Below are 19,494 nucleotides of genomic sequence, written 5' to 3'. Positions count from 1 at the left end.
ATCCTCCCAAAGGAAACTTCTACTATTCTTACATCCCCAGCTCCGCTTTCAGCTCAAGCAGCGCATCGCGCAGTTCTGCCGCACGCTCGAACTGGAGGCCCTTCGCCGCTTCCTTCATCTCGGCCTCTAGGCGCTGAACAAGCGCTTGGCGCTCCTTCTTCGACATCTTCTCGACGCCGACGCCGGTGAGGTACTCGCTCTTCTGTTCGGCAACCTTCGTCGCCTCGATAACGTCATGCACCTTCTTGCGGATCGTCTGCGGCGTAATGCCGTGCGCCTCATTATAAGCAATTTGAATCGTGCGGCGTCGCTCCGTCTCGCCAATCGCCTTCTCCATCGAATCCGTGATCTTATCCGCATACATAATGACGCGGCCTTCCGAGTTACGCGCCGCACGCCCGATTGTCTGAATCAGCGAGCGCTCGGAGCGGAGGAACCCTTCCTTATCCGCATCGAGGATGGAGACGAGGGAAACCTCCGGCAAGTCGAGCCCTTCCCGCAGCAAGTTAATGCCGACGAGCACATGGAATACGCCCATCCGCAGGTCACGCAGAATCGCTAGACGTTCCAGCGTCTTAATATCCGAGTGCAAATAGCGGACCTTAATGCCGACATCCTTCAAGTAATCCGTAAGGTCCTCGGACATCTTCTTCGTCAGCGTCGTTACGAGCACACGCTCATCCTTCGCGATCCGGTCGCGAATCTCGACGAGCAAATCATCGATCTGCCCCTTCGTCTTGCGCACTTCGATAATCGGATCGAGCAAGCCTGTCGGACGAATAATCTGCTCCACCATTGTCGGGCACTGTTCCAGCTCATATGGACCTGGCGTTGCCGATACGTAGATGGCCTGCTTCACTTTATTTTCGAACTCCTCGAAGCGAAGCGGTCTGTTGTCCATCGCGGAAGGCAGACGGAAGCCGTGCTCCACGAGCACTTCTTTACGCGCACGGTCACCGTTGTACATCGCCCGAATCTGCGGAATCGTAACGTGCGACTCGTCGATAACAACCAGCATATCATCCGGGAAGTAGTCCATCAGCGTATAAGGCGTCGCACCGCGCTCACGGAATGTGAGCGGTCCCGAGTAGTTCTCAATACCGCTGCAGAAGCCCATCTCTGCCATCATCTCAAGATCGTAGCGCGTCCGCTGCTCCAGCCGCTGCGCTTCAAGCAGCTTGCCTTGCTCGTGCAGTTCCGCGAGCCGCTCTTCCAACTCGGCTTCAATGTGCTTCAGCGCGACCTTCATCGTGTCTTCATGCGTAACGAAGTGAGACGCCGGGAAGATCGCGACATGATCGCGTTCGCCGACAATCTCGCCTGTCAGCACGTCAATTTCCGTAATCCGTTCAATCTCATCGCCGAACAGCTCGACGCGCATAGCACGCTCATTGTTCGCCACCGGGAAAATCTCGATAATATCGCCGCGCACGCGGAACGTTCCCCGCGTAAAACTAATATCATTCCGTTGGTACTGAATATCGACAAGCTTATGAAGAATAGCGTCCCGTGACTTCTCCATCCCGACGCGCAAACTTAGTACGAGCTTCCCGTACTCCATTGGAGAACCAAGACCGTAGATGCAGGAGACGCTTGCTACGATAATCACGTCGCGTCGCTCGAACAACGAACTTGTTGCCGAGTGGCGCAGCTTATCGATCTCATCGTTAATGCTCGAATCTTTCTCGATAAAGGTATCCGAGGACGGGATGTAGGCTTCCGGCTGATAATAATCATAATAGCTGACGAAATAAGAGACCGCGTTGTCCGGGAAAAACTCCTTGAACTCGCTGCACAGCTGCGCCGCAAGCGTCTTGTTATGCGCAATAACGAGCGTCGGCCGGTTCAGCTTCGCAATCGTGTTCGCAATCGTATACGTTTTACCTGTTCCTGTTGCGCCAAGCAGCGTCTGATAGCGGGCACCTGCTTCCACGCCTTCCGTCAGCTGCTCAATCGCTTTAGGCTGGTCGCCCTGCGGCCGGTACTCCGACTTCAGTTCGAAGAGTTTGCCCCCGCCTTGTTGCTCACTCATCTTGTTCCTACACCCCAATCCTACGTCTTCTATGAATAAGTTCTATTAAATGTATGCCCAATATGCACGGAAAAAATAGATTCCACAGCAACCAAATTTCATCCCATGCATAACACATAAGAATATGTGTTCCCATAATGTATTTATTATACCGATTCACGACAGCCGATGCAATGAAAGGTTATACCTTCCTGTCCATGAATGCACAAAAAAACATCCCGAAACCGCCAGCCTATAGCGGTTCCGGGATGTTTCATTCATTATAACGGTGTCGTAGTCGTAGATGCAGATGTCGCTGATGCCGCAGGCACACCAGCCTGACGTGATTTCGCTGCACGACTCTGACGGAACAGGTCGAATAGCGAAGCAGGCGACGCCACTGCGTACCGATCCGCCTTATCGTCCGGGGAGAGCACGACGCCGAGCTGATGATGCTCGCCCGCATAACGTGCCCGCTGCACGAACTTGATCTGCCCTTCGTGATTCAGCACCTCAAGCTTGCAGAACGCCGAATTGATATGCAGCGCTGCGTATAGTTCTTCCTTCGTACGCACTCGAGCACCATTGACCTTGTGCAGCACTTCGCCAGACAGAATGCCCATTGCTTCAGCCGGCGTGCCCGGAATAACAGCTAGCACACGCAAGCCCTGGTCATTATGCACATAATACGGCGGGCTCGTTTCTTCCGAGAAGTAGCTGATCGCCACGAGAGCCTCGTGCAGCACAAGCGCGCAGAGCGCACCTGCCAGCGTAAGCGCCGGCCAGAATGAAGCGAGCACGGCGACGATGCCTACGCCAAGTCCATAGATCAGCAGCCCTTTCGCCGCACTGCGCGCCTTTACCGCAGGCAGCAGGCTGCGCGTAAGTTCACTGAAGCCGATCATCATCGGGAACCCGATCATCGAGCTCCAATTGGCGCTGTCGCCAAGCAGCATCGACCATGGCAGCGACAGATCCGTGCCGCTGCCCGCCGCAGCAGGCACCAGCATCAGCATCGGTACCGGCCAGTAACCTTGCAGTGTGTAGCCGCCGACGATTTTGCCACGTTTGCCTTCCAAGAATACCGGGCTCGCGAACCGATCGCCCTGCCAGCGAACGAGCAGCGCTTCCGCCAGATGCATGAGCGCCACAAGCACGAGCAGCCCCGGAATATCAAGACTTGCTAGCGAACTCGCAGCAGAGCCGAGCCAATCCGTTCGGTCAGCCAACGTCGTCCATCCGATAATCCATTGCAATACGCCAAGCACGCCTACGCTATAGGCGAAGCATAAATATCGCACACGTATGAGCACCAGCACAGCCGCCGTTCCCCACATCCATAGCACCGATTCTCCGGTAATCGTTACACCGAGGAACAGTCCGGCTAAGGTCATGACGACACCAACGACGAGTCCAGCCAGCATCGTTCGGAACAATTGATTCGGCCAGGCGCGAAGCCGTACGTGGAACAGCTTCCGTTCCAGCCTTGTTTGACGCATATATTGAAGCATGATGAGCAGCACTGCTACATAATAAAATGGGGATAGTAAAAGTCCGACCGCCGCCGACCCTGCCAGGCGAAGCAATTGTAAAACTGCATCCAACGCTTATCACTCCCTTAACTAGAAAAAGAAGGCGCCCCCATCAGGGAGCTAACCTTCTTCCTATTCGACATCGATGCCGCAATCTCCTGCAAACCCTTTATTTGGATGTGCCGAGCTTCTGCTTCAATACGCTGACCGCTTTCTGAAGCTGCGTATCGGTCGCTTCATCACGGATTTTCTGAACAAGCTGTTGCTCCAGCTTCTCCGCCGTCGATTTATCGGTGAATCCGGTAACAGGGAGACCCGCTTTCTTCTGGAAAGCCTCAACACTCTGCTCCGTCACCTTGCTGTAATAACCGTCTTTGCGATCGGTCTTGTACCCGAGTCCCGAAAGCATGATTTGCAGACTCTTCGTATTGTCGTCGATCGTATCCGGCGCGAGTGTCTTCGTCTTATCGAGACGCGCGACCGTGTAATAGTCCGGCGGAAGCACCTCGACGTCCGGCGTCAGCCCTTTCTCATGCACCCAATTGCCAAGCGGAGTCAGCCACTTCGCAATCGTCATCTTGACCAGACTGCCGTCTGCAAGCGCCTTGTCATAGCTCACTTGAACCGTCCCTTTGCCGAAGGACTTCTCGCCAACAAGCACCGCATGCGCTTCTTCCTTCAGCGCGCCCGCGAGCACTTCCGATGCGCTTGCGCTGCCTTTGTTCATCAGCACCGCAACGGGATAGCTCTTGCCTGTCCCAAGCGACAACGTCTTCTCGCGATGGCCGGTCTTATCTTCAACTTGTACGATCGGCTCGCCTTTCGGTACGAACGGCTGCGCGACCGATACGACGATTGGCAGTACGCCGCCAGGGTTGCCGCGCACATCGATAACGAGCGCCTTCATATGCTGCTGCTCAAGCTTGGCCAATTCTTCCGCGAACCGATCGCCCGTATTCAGCGAGAATTGGCGAATCTCAATGACGCCGACGCCATCGTCGCGCAGATGCGCATAGACCGTCTCATAATCGATATCGTCCCGCACAATTGTCAGCTGCAGCGGCTGCGAATGCCCTGCCCGCTCGATCACGAGCTTCACCTTCGTCCCCTTCGGCCCGCGAATCTTCGATACCGCATCGTTCAGCGATACGCCGGAGAGCGACTCCCCGTTCACCTTCAGGAGCACATCGTTTGGCAGTACGCCTGCCCGCTCTGCCGGGGATCCCTTAATCGCGGATTCCACCGTGATTTTGCCATCCTTCAGCTGTACACCAGCCCCAATGCCGGTAAACGACCCTTCGATCGACTCCGAGAAGTGCCGTGCCACTTCCTTCTGCATATAAACCGAATAGGGATCGCCAAGCGCCTCCATCATTCCGTTCACAGCGCCGTCGAGCACCTTCGTCCGATCCACTTCGCGAAAATATTTGCTTTCAATTAAGCTGAGCACCGTGTTTAACTTCAGGAGCTCCTTCGCGGTTAATCCATCGTTTCTCACGGACGAATCGGCTGAAGCCGCACCCGCTGTACCGCTGCTCTCGATCGCGATGAATCGGTCCGCAACCGTCAAGGTTACAAGCACAGAAGCTGCCATCGTGAGCAAGATAAACGCCGCCACTGTCCGTCCTTTGAACTGCACATGAACACCCCTTTCTGCCTAGCACCAAGCTCATCATATGAGCGGAACTTCCCTAGTATACGACAAGCCGTACCCAATTATTTGCATCGGGTACGGCATTGTCTATTGAATAGAGCCTAATCGCCTAGACTCGCATTCATTATTTATTTCAAGAAAGGTGCCGGATTGACCGCTTCCTCGTTCTTGCGCACCTCGAAGTGCAAGTGGTTGCCTGTCGAATTGCCCGTGCTTCCAACCTCGGCGATCTTCTGGCCGCGCTTAACCGTTTGGCCTTCCTCGACCATAATGCCGCCGTTGCGAATATGACCGTACACGGTCCACAATCCGCCGCCGTGATTGATAATGACGCAGTTGCCGTACTCGCCCATCCACCGTGCGGTGATTACGACACCTGACTCCGCCGCGTAGATCGACGTGCCTTTTGGCGCCGCCATATCCATACCGGTGTGCAGCTTTCTTTTGCCCGAAATCGGGTGAATCCGGTAGCCGAATGGCGAGGACAGATGCCAAGTCGTATGCAGCGGCATGCCCAGCTTACCGCCTGTATAGTAGACTTTGATTTTGCGCTTCTGCTCTTCAAGGTCGGAAATCTTCTTCGCCAGCTTAATGAGCATCTCTTCCTGATCATCGCTGATCTCTTCGAGCTCTTCCGCCTGCTCGCTGTACTTCTGTACCATAACTTCCTTCTCGCTCTCTTTATCCTTCAAGAGAGCATGGTAATCCGCCAGCTTGCCGTACATGTCCTTCACATCACCCAGCGATTTCTCGATTTCCTTCTTCTTAACCTCGATCGTCGCTTTGTCTTTCTTGTGATTTTCCAGAATATCCTGGTCCTGGCTCAAAATCGATTTCAGCGAGTCCAGCCGGTCGAGGAAATCGCCGAAGCTCGTCGCACTGAGCAGCACGTCCAAATACGAAACCATGCCGTTCGTATACATGAGACGAATCCGCGACTTGAGCAGTTTATCGCGCGTATTGAGACGCTTCTCAGCCGCCTCCAAATCCGTTCCGGCCTTCTGCAAGTTCGCTTCCGTCGTATCGATCTGCGTCTGCACATTATTGAGCTGCGTGCTCACATCGTTAATTTGCTGCAATATCTCGTTGACCGACTTGGCCGTCTTATCTTTCATCGAGAGCACGTAATCTTTGTTTTTGTCCGCCTGATTGCGGTTATGAGTTGCCGCGCTCATTTCTTTACGAACTTGCGCAAGTTCTTGGTTGATCTTGTCGAGCTGTGATGCAGCTTCGCCTTGATAGGGTTGAAAAATATAGCCGGCGAATAGTACAACAACGAGGACGACTAGTCCCTTCTTCACGCTTGCGTTCACGCTCACCGTCACCTACACTTTCAAGTATTTGCGCACTGACAACGTACTGCCCCATATGCCGAGCAGCGTACCCAGGCCAAGAATGAGCACGGAAACGAAGAAGCCGGCTTCCTTCAAGGTCACGAGCTTAATCATCATAAGTCCAAGCTCGAACTGGGACACCTCTACGAGGCGGGAATAGCCAAACAATAGTAATGCAATCGTGAACCCGGAACCCATTAAGCCAATAAGTGCGCCTTCGATAAAGAACGGCCAGCGGATAAAGTTGTTCGTCGCGCCGACCAGCTTCATAATGCCGATTTCACGGCGTCTTGCGAGAATCGTCATCTTGATCGTGTTCGAGATGAGGAACATCGCGGTAATGCCAAGGCCCGCTACAATAACGAGACCGATATTGCGGACAGCGTTCGTAATCTTGAACAGCGTCTCAACAGTGCCTTTGCCGTATTTGACGCTCGTAATCGGCTTTGTCTCGTCCGCTTTGCTAATGGCATCAATCTGCTTCGCTGCATAGGCGATCTTCTGCGGCTCGAAAACTTCCACCGTGAACGAGTCCGGCAGCGGGTTGTTCGTGGAATCATAGCCTTCAAGCAGCTCGGAGCCGTCGGCCCCAATGCTCTTGCGAAGCAGCTCAAGCCCTTGATCCTTGGAGACGAACTCGACGCTCTTCACTTCCGGAATGTTGCCGATCGCATTTTTAAGTTCATTAATCTTCGCTTGATCGGTGTTCAGCTGCAGGTACACCCGAATTTCGACCTGGCTCTCAATCTGGCTGGCCAAGTTGTTGACGTTCATCGCAAGAAGCAAGAACACGCCGAGGATAAAGAGGGAAATGACAATCGAGCTGACCGAAGCAAACGTCATCCATCCGTTGCGCACCACATTCTTAAGCCCTTCCCGCAGGTGACGGACCACGGTGCTAACTTTCATAACCGTACTCTCCTCTCATTTCATCGCGCACAATGATTCCGTTCTCGATGGCGATGACACGTTTGCGGAGCGTATTCACGATCTCTTTGTTATGTGTAGCCATGATGATGGTGGTACCGCGGAAATTAATTTCTTCGAGCAAGTTCATAATGCCCCATGATGTTTCAGGGTCGAGGTTACCCGTCGGCTCGTCCGCGACGATAACAGCCGGGTTATTCACAATTGCCCGTGCAATCGCGACACGCTGCTGCTCACCGCCGGATAGCTGCTGAGGCAAGCTGTTATGCTTGCCGCGCAAGCCAACGAGCTCGAGCACTTCCATCGTCCGTTTCTTGATGACACGGTGCGGTGCTTCGATAACTTCCATCGCGAAGGCGATATTCTCGTAGACCGTCAGCTTCGGAAGCAGTCTGTAATCTTGGAAAATAACGCCGATGTTGCGGCGGACATATGGAATTTTGCGAGGTTTCAGCTTGCCGATATTAAACCCGTTTACGGAAATTTGACCCTTAGTCGGAATTTCTTCACGGTAGATGAGTTTCATGAATGTCGATTTTCCGGCTCCGGAAGGCCCGACCAAATATACAAATTCATTGCGGTCTATGCGAACGGAAACGCCGCGAAGCGCGTGCGATCCATCTGCGTACGTCTTCCAAATGTCTTGCAGTTCAATCACAATATCACATCCTGTAGGTAGTCAGCTTATTACTATTCGACATGATTTCAGCAATTCCTCTACCAAAGTACCGTTTTCTGCATTTTTCATATTTCTCATGATGCAAATTGGTGGCGGACCGTGCGATGAAACGAAATATTATTCGACAAAAGTTCGAACGTGGACAAATTGTAGGCAATAACCAGTTCCACGGCGCATATAGATCTAAGAACCCTTGTCCGAGGTGATGACTCGTATGAAACGATCACGGCTGCATCTGAAATGGATTATTGCGGCGGCATTCCTTCTGCTGCTCTCTGTTGGCGTTGGTCTGGTATGGACGTATGCGTCGCAGAAGACGATGCCGAAGCAGGTGAGCATTGTGCTGGCCAAAGACGGCTCAGGTGCAGGACTTTCGAAGCAGCAGGTGTTGATGAAGAGCGATGCCGCGCTCGCAATTGGCGGGATGCGTGATGAGGAGGCGCTGCAGCTGCTTGTCTCCCGCAAACAAGCATTGGAGCAGCTCGCAGTGACTATCGACGGCAGCAAAGTGAAGAGCGGCGGGAAACGGTCGTGGACGTTAGCGGAACTGGGGCTTTCGGTAAACATCACAGGAGCTAAACAGGTGGTCGAAGGATTGAAGAAGGGCAGCGTCTGGGAACGCGCCCGTTATCGATGGGCGTTTCCGAAGCGGCTGGAGATCACGATCGTCTTCGATCGGGCGCAGTTTGCGAAGCGCGTATTGAGCCAGTGGGGCTATCTGAACACGGGTCAGCCCGTCAACGCCAAGCGAACGATTAATTCGCGGGATGAGGTCGTCTATTGGCCGCAAAAAGATGCGTTCAGGCTGGATACGGATAAAATGTTTGCGACGGCTGTTGCAGGTGTTCAGAAAGCGTTGGGCGATAGTTGGGAGGCCGGCGAAAAAGCGGGGATTAAGCCGATGAGCTGGCCGATCCTGTTGAAGGCTGTGCATCCCGCCGTGACGCTTGATCGGTTAAAAGCCGAGGGCGTCGACCGGATGCTCGTCTCCTTCTCGACGGAATTCGCGACAAGCGGTGTAGGGCGAGCCTATAACGTGACGATGACCGCGCGGACGTTAAACGACTGGGACCTCGCGCCTGGCGAGGTTTTCGATTATAGCACCGTTATCAAGGAGACGAGCAAGCAGTATGGCTATCGCCAGGCACCAGTCATTCTGAACGGCGAGTTCGTCCCTGGCATCGGCGGCGGCATCTGTCAGGTGTCGAGCACGCTCTATAACGCTGCGCTGCTGGTAGGGCTTGATATGGTTGAGCGTCGCAACCACTCGCTGCCTGTCGCTTACTTGCCTTTAGGGCGAGATGCCACCTTCGCCGACGATGCGATCAACTTCCGCTTCAAGAACACGACCGGGAAGCATCTGCTCATCCGCACTGTCGTGCAGGGCCGCAAGCTGACGGTAAAGCTGTTCGGCACGCTGCCAAAGGGCGTGTCTTACTCGATCGAGTCGAAGACGATCGGCACCGTTGTGCCGCCGATGAAGGAAATCGCGAGAGCCGGCCTTTCGCGCGGCGAGCGCCAACTCGTAGCCGAGGGCAAGCCCGGCTATGTCGTCGAGACGTACCGCATCAAGAAGGTCGGCGGCAAGCAAGCGTCCCGCGAGCTGATTTCGCGGGATGTTTACAAGGCGCAGCCGGCTATTTATGCAGTGTCGCCGGAGCAAGCGAAGCTGCATGGCAGCCGGCTTGGCAAAGAGAAGCCGCTGCTGGAGGATGGAGTTGGGCAGTAATTTGGCGGGTAGGGTTGAGGCCTCTAAAAGGACGCCTCCGTTCCTCTACCTTCCCCTCCCTTCTCTTCTGCCTGCTTAGTGGCTATTTTGGATAAATCCATTCATTTCGGGCGGAATTGGCCGATTTTTCGAGCTATGTTGAATATATCCACTCATTTTTTCACATAACCGGCCCTTTTCGTCTAATATAGGCTGATAACTCGCTCTACAGCTCCCTTTTAAATTCGATTTTCCAATATAGATAGCATGTGCGGGAGACAGCCTAGCTGCGATCGCAAACTTCTGACTCATGTGGGGTACTGGGTACCTCTCTTTCGCCGAAATCGCAAAAAAAGCCCGTTCAAGCATCGCCAAACTGGCGGTACTCGAACGGGCTTCACTATTTCAACCTATTAGCGGCTGCGCTCCGCGTACTCCGTTACCCAAGCCGCTGTCGCAGCTAGCTCCACTTCCGCGCGCGAGATCGCTTCCGTCACTTGCGGCTTCGCAGTGCCGCCGTAGACGTTGCGGGCATTAACAACCTGCTCCGGCTGCAGCACGGCGTAGATGCGATCGTCAAACAACGACGAAAATTGTTTGAACTCTTCAAGCGACAGATCGAGCAAGTACTTGCCCTGCTGGATGCAGTACAGCACTGTCTTGCCGATGACTTCGTGCGCTTGGCGGAAAGGCATGCCTTTGCCAACGAGGAAGTCCGCAATGTCGGTCGCATTGGAGAAATCCTGGTTGACCGCTTGACGCATCCGGTCCTTGTTCACCTTCATCGTCGCAACCATCGGTGCGAACAATTGCAGCGCGCCTTGCAGCGTCTTAACCGTATCGAACATGCCTTCCTTGTCTTCCTGCATGTCCTTGTTGTACGCAAGCGGCAGCGACTTCAGTACAGTCAGCAAGCCGACGAGGTTGCCGTACACACGGCCCGTCTTGCCGCGGACAAGCTCCGGCACGTCCGGGTTCTTCTTCTGCGGCATGATGCTGCTGCCTGTGCAGAATGCATCGTCGAGCTCGACGAAGTGAAACTCGGTGCTCGACCATAGGATGAACTCTTCGCTCAGACGCGACAGATGCATCATGATGATCGACGCATGCGACAGGAACTCCAAGATGAAGTCGCGGTCGCTGACTGCATCCAGGCTGTTCTCGTACACGCGGTCGAACTTCAACTGGCTCGCGACAAAATGGCGGTCGATCGGGAACGTCGTTCCCGCGAGCGCGCCCGCGCCGAGCGGCAGCGTGTTCACGCGCTTGTAGCTGTCCTGCAGACGCTCGATGTCACGGCCGAACATGGACACATACGCCATCATATGGTGCGCGAACAGAATCGGCTGCGCTCGCTGCAGATGCGTATAACCCGGCAGGATCGTGTCGACGTTGGCTTTGGCCTGCTCCACAAGCGCTGCTTGCAGCTTCTGCAGAAGATCAATGAACTCGACAACCCGCTTGCGCAGGTACAAGTGCATATCCGTCGCAACTTGGTCGTTCCGGCTGCGGCCTGTGTGCAGCTTGCCGCCGACCGGACCAATATCGTCGATCAGCGTCTTTTCGATGTTCATATGAATATCTTCATCGGAGATGGAGAATTCAATGTCGCCGCGGCCGATGCGCTGCAGAACGCGGTGCAAGCCGTCCTTGATTTTCTCCACGTCATCAAGAGGCAGAATGCCCTGCTTGCCGAGCATTGTGACATGCGCCAAACTGCCTTGAATATCTTCTTCAGCAAGCTCTTTATCAAACATAATCGATGCCGTATATTCTTCTACCAGTTGGTCGGTCTTCTTCGTAAACCGGCCGCCCCACAATTTACTCACAGTAGGTGCACTCCTTTATTCTCGCTCTACTTATTGCTTCTTGCTTTGCTCCACGCCGGAGGATACTTTCAAACGCAGCGCGTTCAGGCGGATAAAGCCGGTTGCATCGCCTTGATCGTACGCTTTGGACGGATCAGCTTCCATCGTTGCAATGTCCGGGTTGTACAAGCTAACTGGGCTCTTCACGCCAGCGCCGATCACATTGCCTTTGTACAGCTTCAGACGTACAACGCCTGTGACGTTCTTCTGGCTTTCCAAAACCAGCGCTTGCAGGGCAAGGCGCTCAGGCGCGAACCAGAAGCCGTTGTATACGAGCGACGCATATTTCGAAATGAGCGAATCACGCAGGTGCATAACGTCGCGGTCCATGGTGAGGGACTCCATTTTGCGATGCGCTGTGAACAAGATTGTACCGCCTGGTGTTTCGTACACGCCGCGGCTCTTCATGCCGACAAAACGGTTCTCGACCATATCGACGCGGCCGATACCGTGCTTGCCGCCAAGCTCGTTCAGCTTCTCCATTACTTCGAGCGGGCTCAATGCTTTGCCGTTCACCGCAGTACAGTTACCCGCTTCAAACGTCAGCTCGACGTATTCGGATTGGTCCGGTGCATCCTCAGGGGATACGGACAGAACGAACATGCCTTTGTTCTCGTCGCTGCTCGGATCGAACCAAGGATCTTCCAGCATGCCGCTCTCGAAGCTGATGTGCAGCAGGTTGCGGTCCATCGAGTACGGCTTCGCTGCCGACGCTTGAACGGGAATGTTGTGCTTCTCTGCATAAGCAATCATCTCAGCACGTCCTGGGAACTGCTCGCGGAACTCTTCAATACGCCAAGGCGCGATAACCGCGATATCCGGTGCCAATGCAGCAGCCGTCAGCTCGAAACGCACTTGGTCATTGCCTTTACCGGTCGCACCGTGTGCAATCGCCGTAGCGCCTTCAGCGCGTGCGATATCAACCATGCGCTTCGCGATCAGCGGACGCGCGATCGACGTGCCGAGCAGGTATTGACCCTCGTACAGCGCGCCGGATTGGAACATCGGATAAATAAAGTCTTGTGCGAACTCATCGCGCAAGTCATCGATGTATACTTTGGAAGCGCCTGTTGCCAGTGCTTTTGCTTCCAAACCGTCAAGCTCATCCTTCTGTCCGATATCTGCCGTAAATGCGATAATCTCCGCATCATACGTTTCCTTCAGCCATTTCAAAATAACGGACGTGTCCAGACCGCCCGAGTATGCCAGAACGATTTTTTCCTTCGCCATGAGTTCGTTAACGCTCCTTATTTATAATTTCAGTTATGTTTAACGCCATTACATAATGGCAGCCATAATTGCTTTCTGTGCGTGCAGACGGTTCTCCGCCTGATCAAAGATTATCGAGTGCTTGCCGTCGATGACGCCTTCGCTCACTTCTTCGCCGCGGTGTGCAGGCAGACAGTGCATGAACAAATAGTCGTTCTTCGCGTAACGCATAAGCTCCTCATTGATCTGGTAGTTGGCAAAAGCAAGCTCACGTTCCTTCTGCTCCGCTTCAAAGCCCATGCTCGCCCAAACATCCGTGTACACAACATCCGCATCGGCAACGGCTTCCTTCGGATCAGAACAAACGTGGATGCGCGAACCTGTCTCGGCTGCATTCTCCTTCGCCTGACGAATGATCTCCGCGTCCGGCTCGTAGCCTTCCGGCGTCGCCACCGAGATGTGCATGCCGAGCTTGGCAGCGCCCATCATCAAGGAGTGAACCATATTGTTGCCATCGCCAACGTAAGCGACCTTCAGCCCTTCCAGGCGACCCTTATGCTCAAGCACCGTCTGGTAGTCGCACAACGCCTGACAAGGGTGAGACAGGTCTGTAAGGCCGTTAATGACCGGAATCGTCGCAGCGCGCGCAAGCTCAATCACGGTGCGATGCGCAAACGTGCGGATCATAATGCCGTCCACATAGCGGGACATCACCTGTGCCGTATCCGAGATCGGCTCGCCGCGGCCGATTTGGAGATCGTTGCGGCTCAAGAACAATGCATGCCCGCCGAGCTGGTACATACCCACCTCGAAGGATACGCGAGTACGCGTCGACGATTTCTCGAAAATCATCCCGAGCGTCTTGCCCTTCAGCGGCTGAAACACTTCGCCGGATTTCTGCTTGCGCTTCATATCAATCGCCAGATCAATCAGGTAGCGCACCTCGGCAGGCGAGTAATCCGCGAGCCCAATAAAGTCGCGGCCTTTCAGGCTGACCGCTATTTCTTCCGTTAACAGATTAGACATATGTTCGTTCTCCCTTTCTTCTACAGCTGTCAGCTATCTAAACCGGAGCCGTTTGATCCGCAAAAATCGAAGTTAAAATGCTTACTCCAAGGTCCACTTCCTCACGTGAAATGAGCAGGCTAGGCAGCAGACGCACCACATTCGGTCCTGCAGATACAACGAGCAAGCCGCGTTTCTGACCTTCTGCAATGATGTGCGCAACCGGACCGCCGCACACGATGCCGACCATAAGTCCTTTGCCGCGAATCTCTTGCACGAACGGGTTGCCTGCAAGCTTCTCACGCAGCTGGTTCATCAGATATTCGCCCGTCTCTGCTGCGCGTTCTGCCGCTTTCTCTTCGAGCAGCGTTTCAATCGTCGCTTTCACGACAGCTGTAGCAATCGGGGTTCCGCCAAACGTCGAGCCGTGGCTGCCTGCGTTGAACGCTTCAGCCAGCTCGCCTTTTGCGAGCATCGCGCCAACCGGGAAGCCGCTTCCGAGCCCTTTTGCCAATGTGAAAATATCCGGTTCAATACCGTAGTGCTGGAAACCGAACAGCTTGCCCGTACGGCCCATGCCTGTTTGAATTTCATCGACGATGAGGAGCAAGCCGCGCTCCTTGCAAACCTTCGCCAGGTGCTGCACGAATTCAGGCTCTACCGGGATGACGCCGCCTTCGGCTTGGATCATCTCAATCATGATTGCCGCCGTCTTGTCGGTAATCGCCGCTTCAAGCGCATCGTAGTCATGCAGCGGAATGTATTTGAAACCTTCCGGCAGCGGGCCGAAGCCTTCTTTTACCTTCTCCTGGCCTGTTGCAGTCAGCGTCGCAAGCGTACGTCCATGGAACGATTGGGCGAACGTGATGATTTCATTGCGACCGTTCCCCTTCACCTTCTGATGGTAACGGCGGGCCAGCTTGATTGCCGCTTCATTCGCTTCCGCGCCAGTGCTGCAGAAGAACACCGCGTCTGCATGGCTGTTATCCGTCAGCAGCTTCGCCGCCGCCTCCTGATTCGGAATGTGGAACAGGTTGGATACATGCCACAGCTCATCAAGCTGCTTCACGAGCGCTTCCTTCACTTGCTTCGGCGCATGGCCCAGGTTCGTGACGGCAAGACCGCACATGAAGTCCAGATACTTATTGCCTTGATCATCCCACAACCAGCTGCCCTCGCCCTTCACGAGCGCGATCGGGTATCTTGCATACGTTGGAAAAAGAGAGCTGCTTGCTGTTTCTGCCACTTTGTTCATATCGCTCATCATTCGTTCACCCCACTAATAATTAATAGAATTTATGCTTGCACAATTCGTGTGCCGATGCCGCCTTCGAGCACTGCTTTGCTCAGTACGCCAGGGACATCGCCATTCACGATTACGACTTCCTTCACACGGCCGTGGATGCAGGCAATCGCTGCACGCACCTTCGGAATCATGCCGCCGTAGATTTCGCCGCTTACGATCATCGCTTCGATCTCTTCCACGGTAACGGTCGGCAGCACTTGCTTCTGGCCGTTCATAATGCCCGGCACGTCGGTCACAACGATCATTCGCTCTACGCCGAGATGCGATGCAACAGCACCTGCCGCCGTATCTGCGTTGATGTTGTAACGCTGGCCTGCAGCGTCAATGCCGATCGGTGCGATGACGGGGATGTAGCCCATGCCCATCACGCCTTCGATGATCTCGGCGTTCACGTCCGTCACATCGCCGACGAAGCCGATCTCATCCGCGTTCGCGACCGGCTGTGCCTTGATGAGCTCGCCGTCTACGCCGGACAGGCCAAGCGACTTCGCGCCGCTCTGCTGAATGCGCCGCACGATCTCTTTGTTGATGCGCCCGGCGAGCACCATCTCCACGACATCGAGCACTTCGCCCGTCGTCTTGCGAAGCCCGTTCACGAACTCGCTCGGGATGCCGAGCTTGCCGAGCGTCTCAGAGATCGCAGGACCGCCGCCGTGTACGATAACCGCCTTCACGCCGCGCTCTTGCAGATCTCGCAAATCCTCGAAGAATGAAGCCGGCAGCGCCGCTAAGGTGCTGCCTCCGCATTTCATAACAAACCGTTGTTCCATCGTTCGCCCGTTCTCCTTCTATTCGAAAGCGCCTTGCTCTATCAGCCAGCCGCTGTCCGCTGTCTCTTAAGTGCGGTATGCCGCGTTGATGCGGACATAGTCGTACGTCAGGTCGCAGCCCCACGCCGTAGCGGAGCCTTCGCCCATATGCAGATCGACATAAATGACGACGGTGTCGCCTTTCAAATAAACGAGTGCAGCCTCTTCGTCAAAAGCAACCGGACGCGATTGTGTCAGCGTCACGATATCGCCAAGCGCGATATCGACTGTCTCCGGGTTGACCGGAACCCCTGCGCGGCCTACTGCCGCGATAATACGGCCCCAGTTCGCGTCTGCGCCGAATACGGCGGACTTCACGAGCGAAGAGCCGATAACCGTCTTCGCAATCGCCTGAGCGGATGCGTCGGACTCAGCGCCTCGCACCTGCACTTCCACAAGCTTCGTTGCGCCTTCGCCGTCGCGCGCGATCGCCTTCGCCAGCACTTCGCATACGTAGCGAAGGCCTTCGGCGAATGCTGCGTAGTCCGGGTGGCCAGCGTGCAGCTCGTCATTGCCTGCGAAACCGCTCGCCATGGCAACCAGCATGTCGTTCGTGCTCGTATCGCCGTCAACCGTGATCATGTTGAACGTCACGTCCGTCACTTGACGCAGCAGCTTATGCAGCTCCTCGCTGCCGATCGCCGCATCCGTCGTCACGAAACCGAGCATCGTCGCCATGTTCGGATGGATCATGCCGCTTCCTTTGGAAGCGCCGGCGATATGTACCGTCTTCCCGTCGATGACAACGGAAACACATACTTCTTTCTTCACGAGGTCCGTCGTTAGAATCGCTTGGCAGAAATCATCTGCTGCTTCGTACGAAGAACCGAGTCTTGCTGGCAGCTCTGCAATGCCGCCGCGCACGCGGTCCATCTTCAACAGCTCGCCGATTACGCCTGTCGACGCGACTGCGACCTGCTCCGCTGGCACGCCAATCGCTTCCGCGAACGCGCTGCGCATCTCATATGCGTCAGCTTCGCCTTGCTTGCCTGTGCATGCATTCGCGTTGCCGCTGTTCACGATCACCGCGCGCAGCTTGCCGCCAGCGATGCTCTCGCGCGTCACCTGAAGCGGCGCCGCCTGGAACACATTCGTCGTATACACGCCGGCTGCTGCTGCTGGCACTTCGCATACGATCGCGCCAAGATCGTGGCGCGTCGTCTTCTTTAAGCCGCAGTGCAAGCCGCCGGCTTTAAAGCCTTGCGGTGTCGTGACGGAGCCATCCGGTACGACCGTATAAGTTGCTGCCATGTTCCCCTGTCCCATCGTTCAATCGCGTCTCCTTATGTTTACGGATATACCGGTACGAACTTCAAGCCTTCCGTCTCGTCCCAGCCCATCATTAGATTCAAGTTCTGAATCGCTTGCCCTGCAGCGCCCTTCACGAGGTTATCAATAACCGAAATAATCGTGATCCGGCCCGTACGCTCATCGTACGCAAACCCGATATCGCAATAGTTCGAACCGAATACTTCCTTCGTCGCCGGCCATGTGCCATTGCTGCGGATACGAACGAACGGACGACCCTCGTAATAATTGCGGTATAGCGAAATGAAATCTTCGACCTTATGGTCGCCAGTAACTGTCGCATACATCGTGCTCATAATGCCGCGCGTCATCGGAACGAGGTGCGTCGTGAACGTCGTGACGACCTTTTGGCCAGCAACGTCCGACAGCACTTGTTCGATCTCAGGAATATGTTGATGCTTATTGATCTTATAAGCTTTAAAGTTTTCATTCAGCTCGGAATAATGCGTGCCAAGGCTCGCGCCGCGGCCAGCGCCGGATACGCCGGACTTCGAATCGATAATAATCGTCGCCGGGTCGATGTACCCTTCCTTCACGGCCGGAATCAGGCCGAGCAGCGTCGCTGTCGGGAAGCAGCCTGGATTGGATACGAGATCTACGCCTTGCACGGCGTCGCCGTATACTTCGCATAAACCATACACCGCTTGATCCAAGTATTGCTGCTCCGCTGCTTCTTTCTTGTACCAAGTCTCGTACTCGGCACGAGATTTCAACCGGTGGTCACCGGAAATATCAATAACCTTAAGGCCTGCCGCAAGCAACGAAGGCGTTAGCTTGGTTGCAATGCCCGCTGGTGTAGCTATAAACACGACATCCGCTTTGCTCTTGATCAAAGCCGGGTCGACATCATCAAGCAAATCTGTCCGAATTTCTGTCAAATGCGGATATCCTTCCGCGATTGGCGCTCCCGCGCTAGAAGACGAAATAACCGAAGTTACTTCTACCTTCGGATGGCTGGCCAGTAGCCTTATGAGCTCAACGCCGCCATATCCGGTCGACCCGATAATTGCTGCTTTTACTGCCGTACTCATACCCGTTCTCTCCCATCCTTAATTTCCTAACTATCCATTTTACACGAACAGGAGGATAGAGGAAATAGATAACACTTTGTATTATTATACATATGTATTCATATAAATACAACGCAAAATTGTGGCATATTTCTCACGTTTTTACGTCAGTTGAAACCCTTCCCCAAGCACCTCTGTCGTATCGCTAATAATGACAAAAGCATACGGGTCCGTCGACTTAACAAGGCTCTTCAGCTTCGAAACTTCGTTCTGCCCCAAAACAACCATGAGCACCGTCCGAGCTTCGCCTGTGTATCCACCATGACCGTCAAGCTTGGTGAGCCCCCGATCGAGATCATGCAGCACAACCTTCGACAGCTCCTCTGGCTTGTCCGAAATGACGAACGCCACCTTCGAAGTAGCAAGCCCTGTCTGCACAAAATCTATCGTCTTACTCGTCACGAACAGGCCAACTAGTGCATACAGTGCATTTTCCGGTGCGATCAGAATGCCCGCCGCAGTAATGACCAGCCCGTCGAAGCAAGCAACCGCAAGTCCAAGCCGAATACCTGTAAACTTATGCAGCAGCTGCGCCGCTAGATCCAGGCCGCCCGTCGACGCCTTGCCGCGGAAGACAAGACCAAGACCTGCTCCGACACCGATACCGCCATATATCGAAGCGAGCATCGCGTTATCCGTTGGTGCATGCCAGTGCGACGTAAACAGGACAAGCAGCGGCAGCAGGAACGAGCCAAGCGCCGTCTTCAGCGCGAACTTCTTCCCAAGCAGCCAAAGGCCAAGCAGGAATAGCGGAATATTGAGAGCCCACTGCGTGTATGCCGGTGTAATCCCCCATTCGTGTTGAACGAGAATAGAAATACCCGATACGCCGCCGGATGCGATGCCAAGCGGAACAAGGAACAAGTTGAAGCTGATGGCAATGAGAAAAGAACCAATAAGCAGCAGTACTACGCTGATTACGGCTTCCGTCTTGGCTCCGATCGGCTTTCTCGTTCGACTGTTCGGTTGATGCTTCGTGAATGAATGCTGCCCATCTTGCTGTTTCTTCATCGTGATGACCCGTCCTCTGTGTATGTATGTTCTTCCATTAGGATATCGCAAAAAAGAGTTCCA

Annotated in this window: 15 protein-coding genes; 1 reads left to right on the top strand and 14 read right to left on the bottom strand. The window is 54.5% G+C overall.

All coding sequences use genetic code 11. The features are described from left to right. Positions 1–28 precede the first annotated feature (28 nt). The 6 genes from uvrB to ftsE all read right to left on the bottom strand — a co-directional run bounded on the left by uvrB (position 29) and on the right by ftsE (position 8,116). Positions 29–2,032, bottom strand: coding sequence for an excinuclease ABC subunit UvrB (uvrB, locus tag A8990_RS13545; protein ID WP_116189574.1), 2,004 nt, complete (start codon positions 2,030–2,032; stop codon positions 29–31). A gap of 260 nt (positions 2,033–2,292) precedes the next feature. After that, positions 2,293–3,615, bottom strand: coding sequence for a PDZ domain-containing protein (locus tag A8990_RS13540; protein ID WP_116189573.1), 1,323 nt, complete (start codon positions 3,613–3,615; stop codon positions 2,293–2,295). A gap of 97 nt (positions 3,616–3,712) precedes the next feature. After that, positions 3,713–5,182 carry a S41 family peptidase gene (locus A8990_RS13535; RefSeq protein ID WP_116189572.1) on the bottom strand — a complete coding sequence of 490 codons (1,470 nt, stop codon included), beginning with the start codon at positions 5,180–5,182 and terminating at the stop codon, positions 3,713–3,715. Between the two features lie 143 nt (positions 5,183–5,325). Continuing rightward, positions 5,326–6,510 (bottom strand): murein hydrolase activator EnvC family protein, encoded by a 1,185-nt coding sequence (locus A8990_RS13530; protein ID WP_342772836.1) that lies wholly within the window; start codon positions 6,508–6,510, stop codon positions 5,326–5,328. A gap of 12 nt (positions 6,511–6,522) precedes the next feature. Then, positions 6,523–7,440: a permease-like cell division protein FtsX gene (gene ftsX / locus A8990_RS13525; protein WP_116189571.1), complete on the bottom strand. Its 918-nt coding sequence runs from the start codon at positions 7,438–7,440 to the stop codon at positions 6,523–6,525. Then, the gene (ftsE, locus tag A8990_RS13520; protein ID WP_181909572.1) at positions 7,430–8,116 is read right to left on the bottom strand and encodes a cell division ATP-binding protein FtsE; all 687 of its coding nucleotides are present in this window, start codon (positions 8,114–8,116) and stop codon (positions 7,430–7,432) included. The genes ftsX and ftsE overlap by 11 nt, the downstream gene beginning before the upstream one ends. Positions 8,117–8,351: 235 nt before the next feature. Here ftsE and A8990_RS13515 point away from each other — a divergent pair, with 235 nt between their 5' ends. After that, positions 8,352–9,866 (top strand): VanW family protein, encoded by a 1,515-nt coding sequence (locus A8990_RS13515; RefSeq protein ID WP_181909571.1) that lies wholly within the window; start codon positions 8,352–8,354, stop codon positions 9,864–9,866. Between the two features lie 392 nt (positions 9,867–10,258). Here the strand turns inward: A8990_RS13515 and argH are convergent, their stop codons facing one another. The 8 genes from argH to A8990_RS13475 all read right to left on the bottom strand — a co-directional run bounded on the left by argH (position 10,259) and on the right by A8990_RS13475 (position 19,431). Then, entirely contained in the window at positions 10,259–11,674 is a 1,416-nt protein-coding gene (gene argH, locus A8990_RS13510) for an argininosuccinate lyase (protein WP_116189568.1), read from the bottom strand. A gap of 30 nt (positions 11,675–11,704) precedes the next feature. After that, positions 11,705–12,943 carry an argininosuccinate synthase gene (locus tag A8990_RS13505; protein WP_116189567.1) on the bottom strand — a complete coding sequence of 413 codons (1,239 nt, stop codon included), beginning with the start codon at positions 12,941–12,943 and terminating at the stop codon, positions 11,705–11,707. 48 nt (positions 12,944–12,991) lie between these two features. After that, complete coding sequence (gene argF / locus A8990_RS13500; RefSeq protein ID WP_116189566.1) at positions 12,992–13,948, bottom strand: ornithine carbamoyltransferase; 957 nt, start codon at positions 13,946–13,948, stop codon at positions 12,992–12,994. A 37-nt stretch (positions 13,949–13,985) separates the two neighbouring features. Then, positions 13,986–15,194, bottom strand: a complete 1,209-nt coding sequence (locus A8990_RS13495; RefSeq protein ID WP_245996006.1) for an acetylornithine transaminase — start codon at positions 15,192–15,194, stop codon at positions 13,986–13,988. 29 nt (positions 15,195–15,223) lie between these two features. After that, positions 15,224–16,003: an acetylglutamate kinase gene (gene argB / locus A8990_RS13490; protein WP_116189565.1), complete on the bottom strand. Its 780-nt coding sequence runs from the start codon at positions 16,001–16,003 to the stop codon at positions 15,224–15,226. 66 nt (positions 16,004–16,069) lie between these two features. Further along, positions 16,070–17,308 (bottom strand): bifunctional glutamate N-acetyltransferase/amino-acid acetyltransferase ArgJ, encoded by a 1,239-nt coding sequence (argJ, locus tag A8990_RS13485; protein WP_245996005.1) that lies wholly within the window; start codon positions 17,306–17,308, stop codon positions 16,070–16,072. Positions 17,309–17,331: 23 nt separating this feature from the next. Beyond that, a complete protein-coding gene (gene argC, locus A8990_RS13480; protein WP_116189564.1) occupies positions 17,332–18,381 on the bottom strand; it encodes an N-acetyl-gamma-glutamyl-phosphate reductase in 1,050 nt (349 codons plus the stop codon). A gap of 141 nt (positions 18,382–18,522) precedes the next feature. After that, a complete protein-coding gene (locus A8990_RS13475) occupies positions 18,523–19,431 on the bottom strand; it encodes a YitT family protein (RefSeq protein ID WP_181909570.1) in 909 nt (302 codons plus the stop codon). Positions 19,432–19,494: the final 63 nt, after the last annotated feature.

This window comes from Paenibacillus taihuensis (assembly GCF_003386535.1).
In the GTDB taxonomy this organism is placed as follows: domain Bacteria; phylum Bacillota; class Bacilli; order Paenibacillales; family Paenibacillaceae; genus Paenibacillus_Z; species Paenibacillus_Z taihuensis.
Note: the sequence above shows the minus strand (reverse complement) of the source record. Positions and strands in the feature narration are given on the sequence as shown.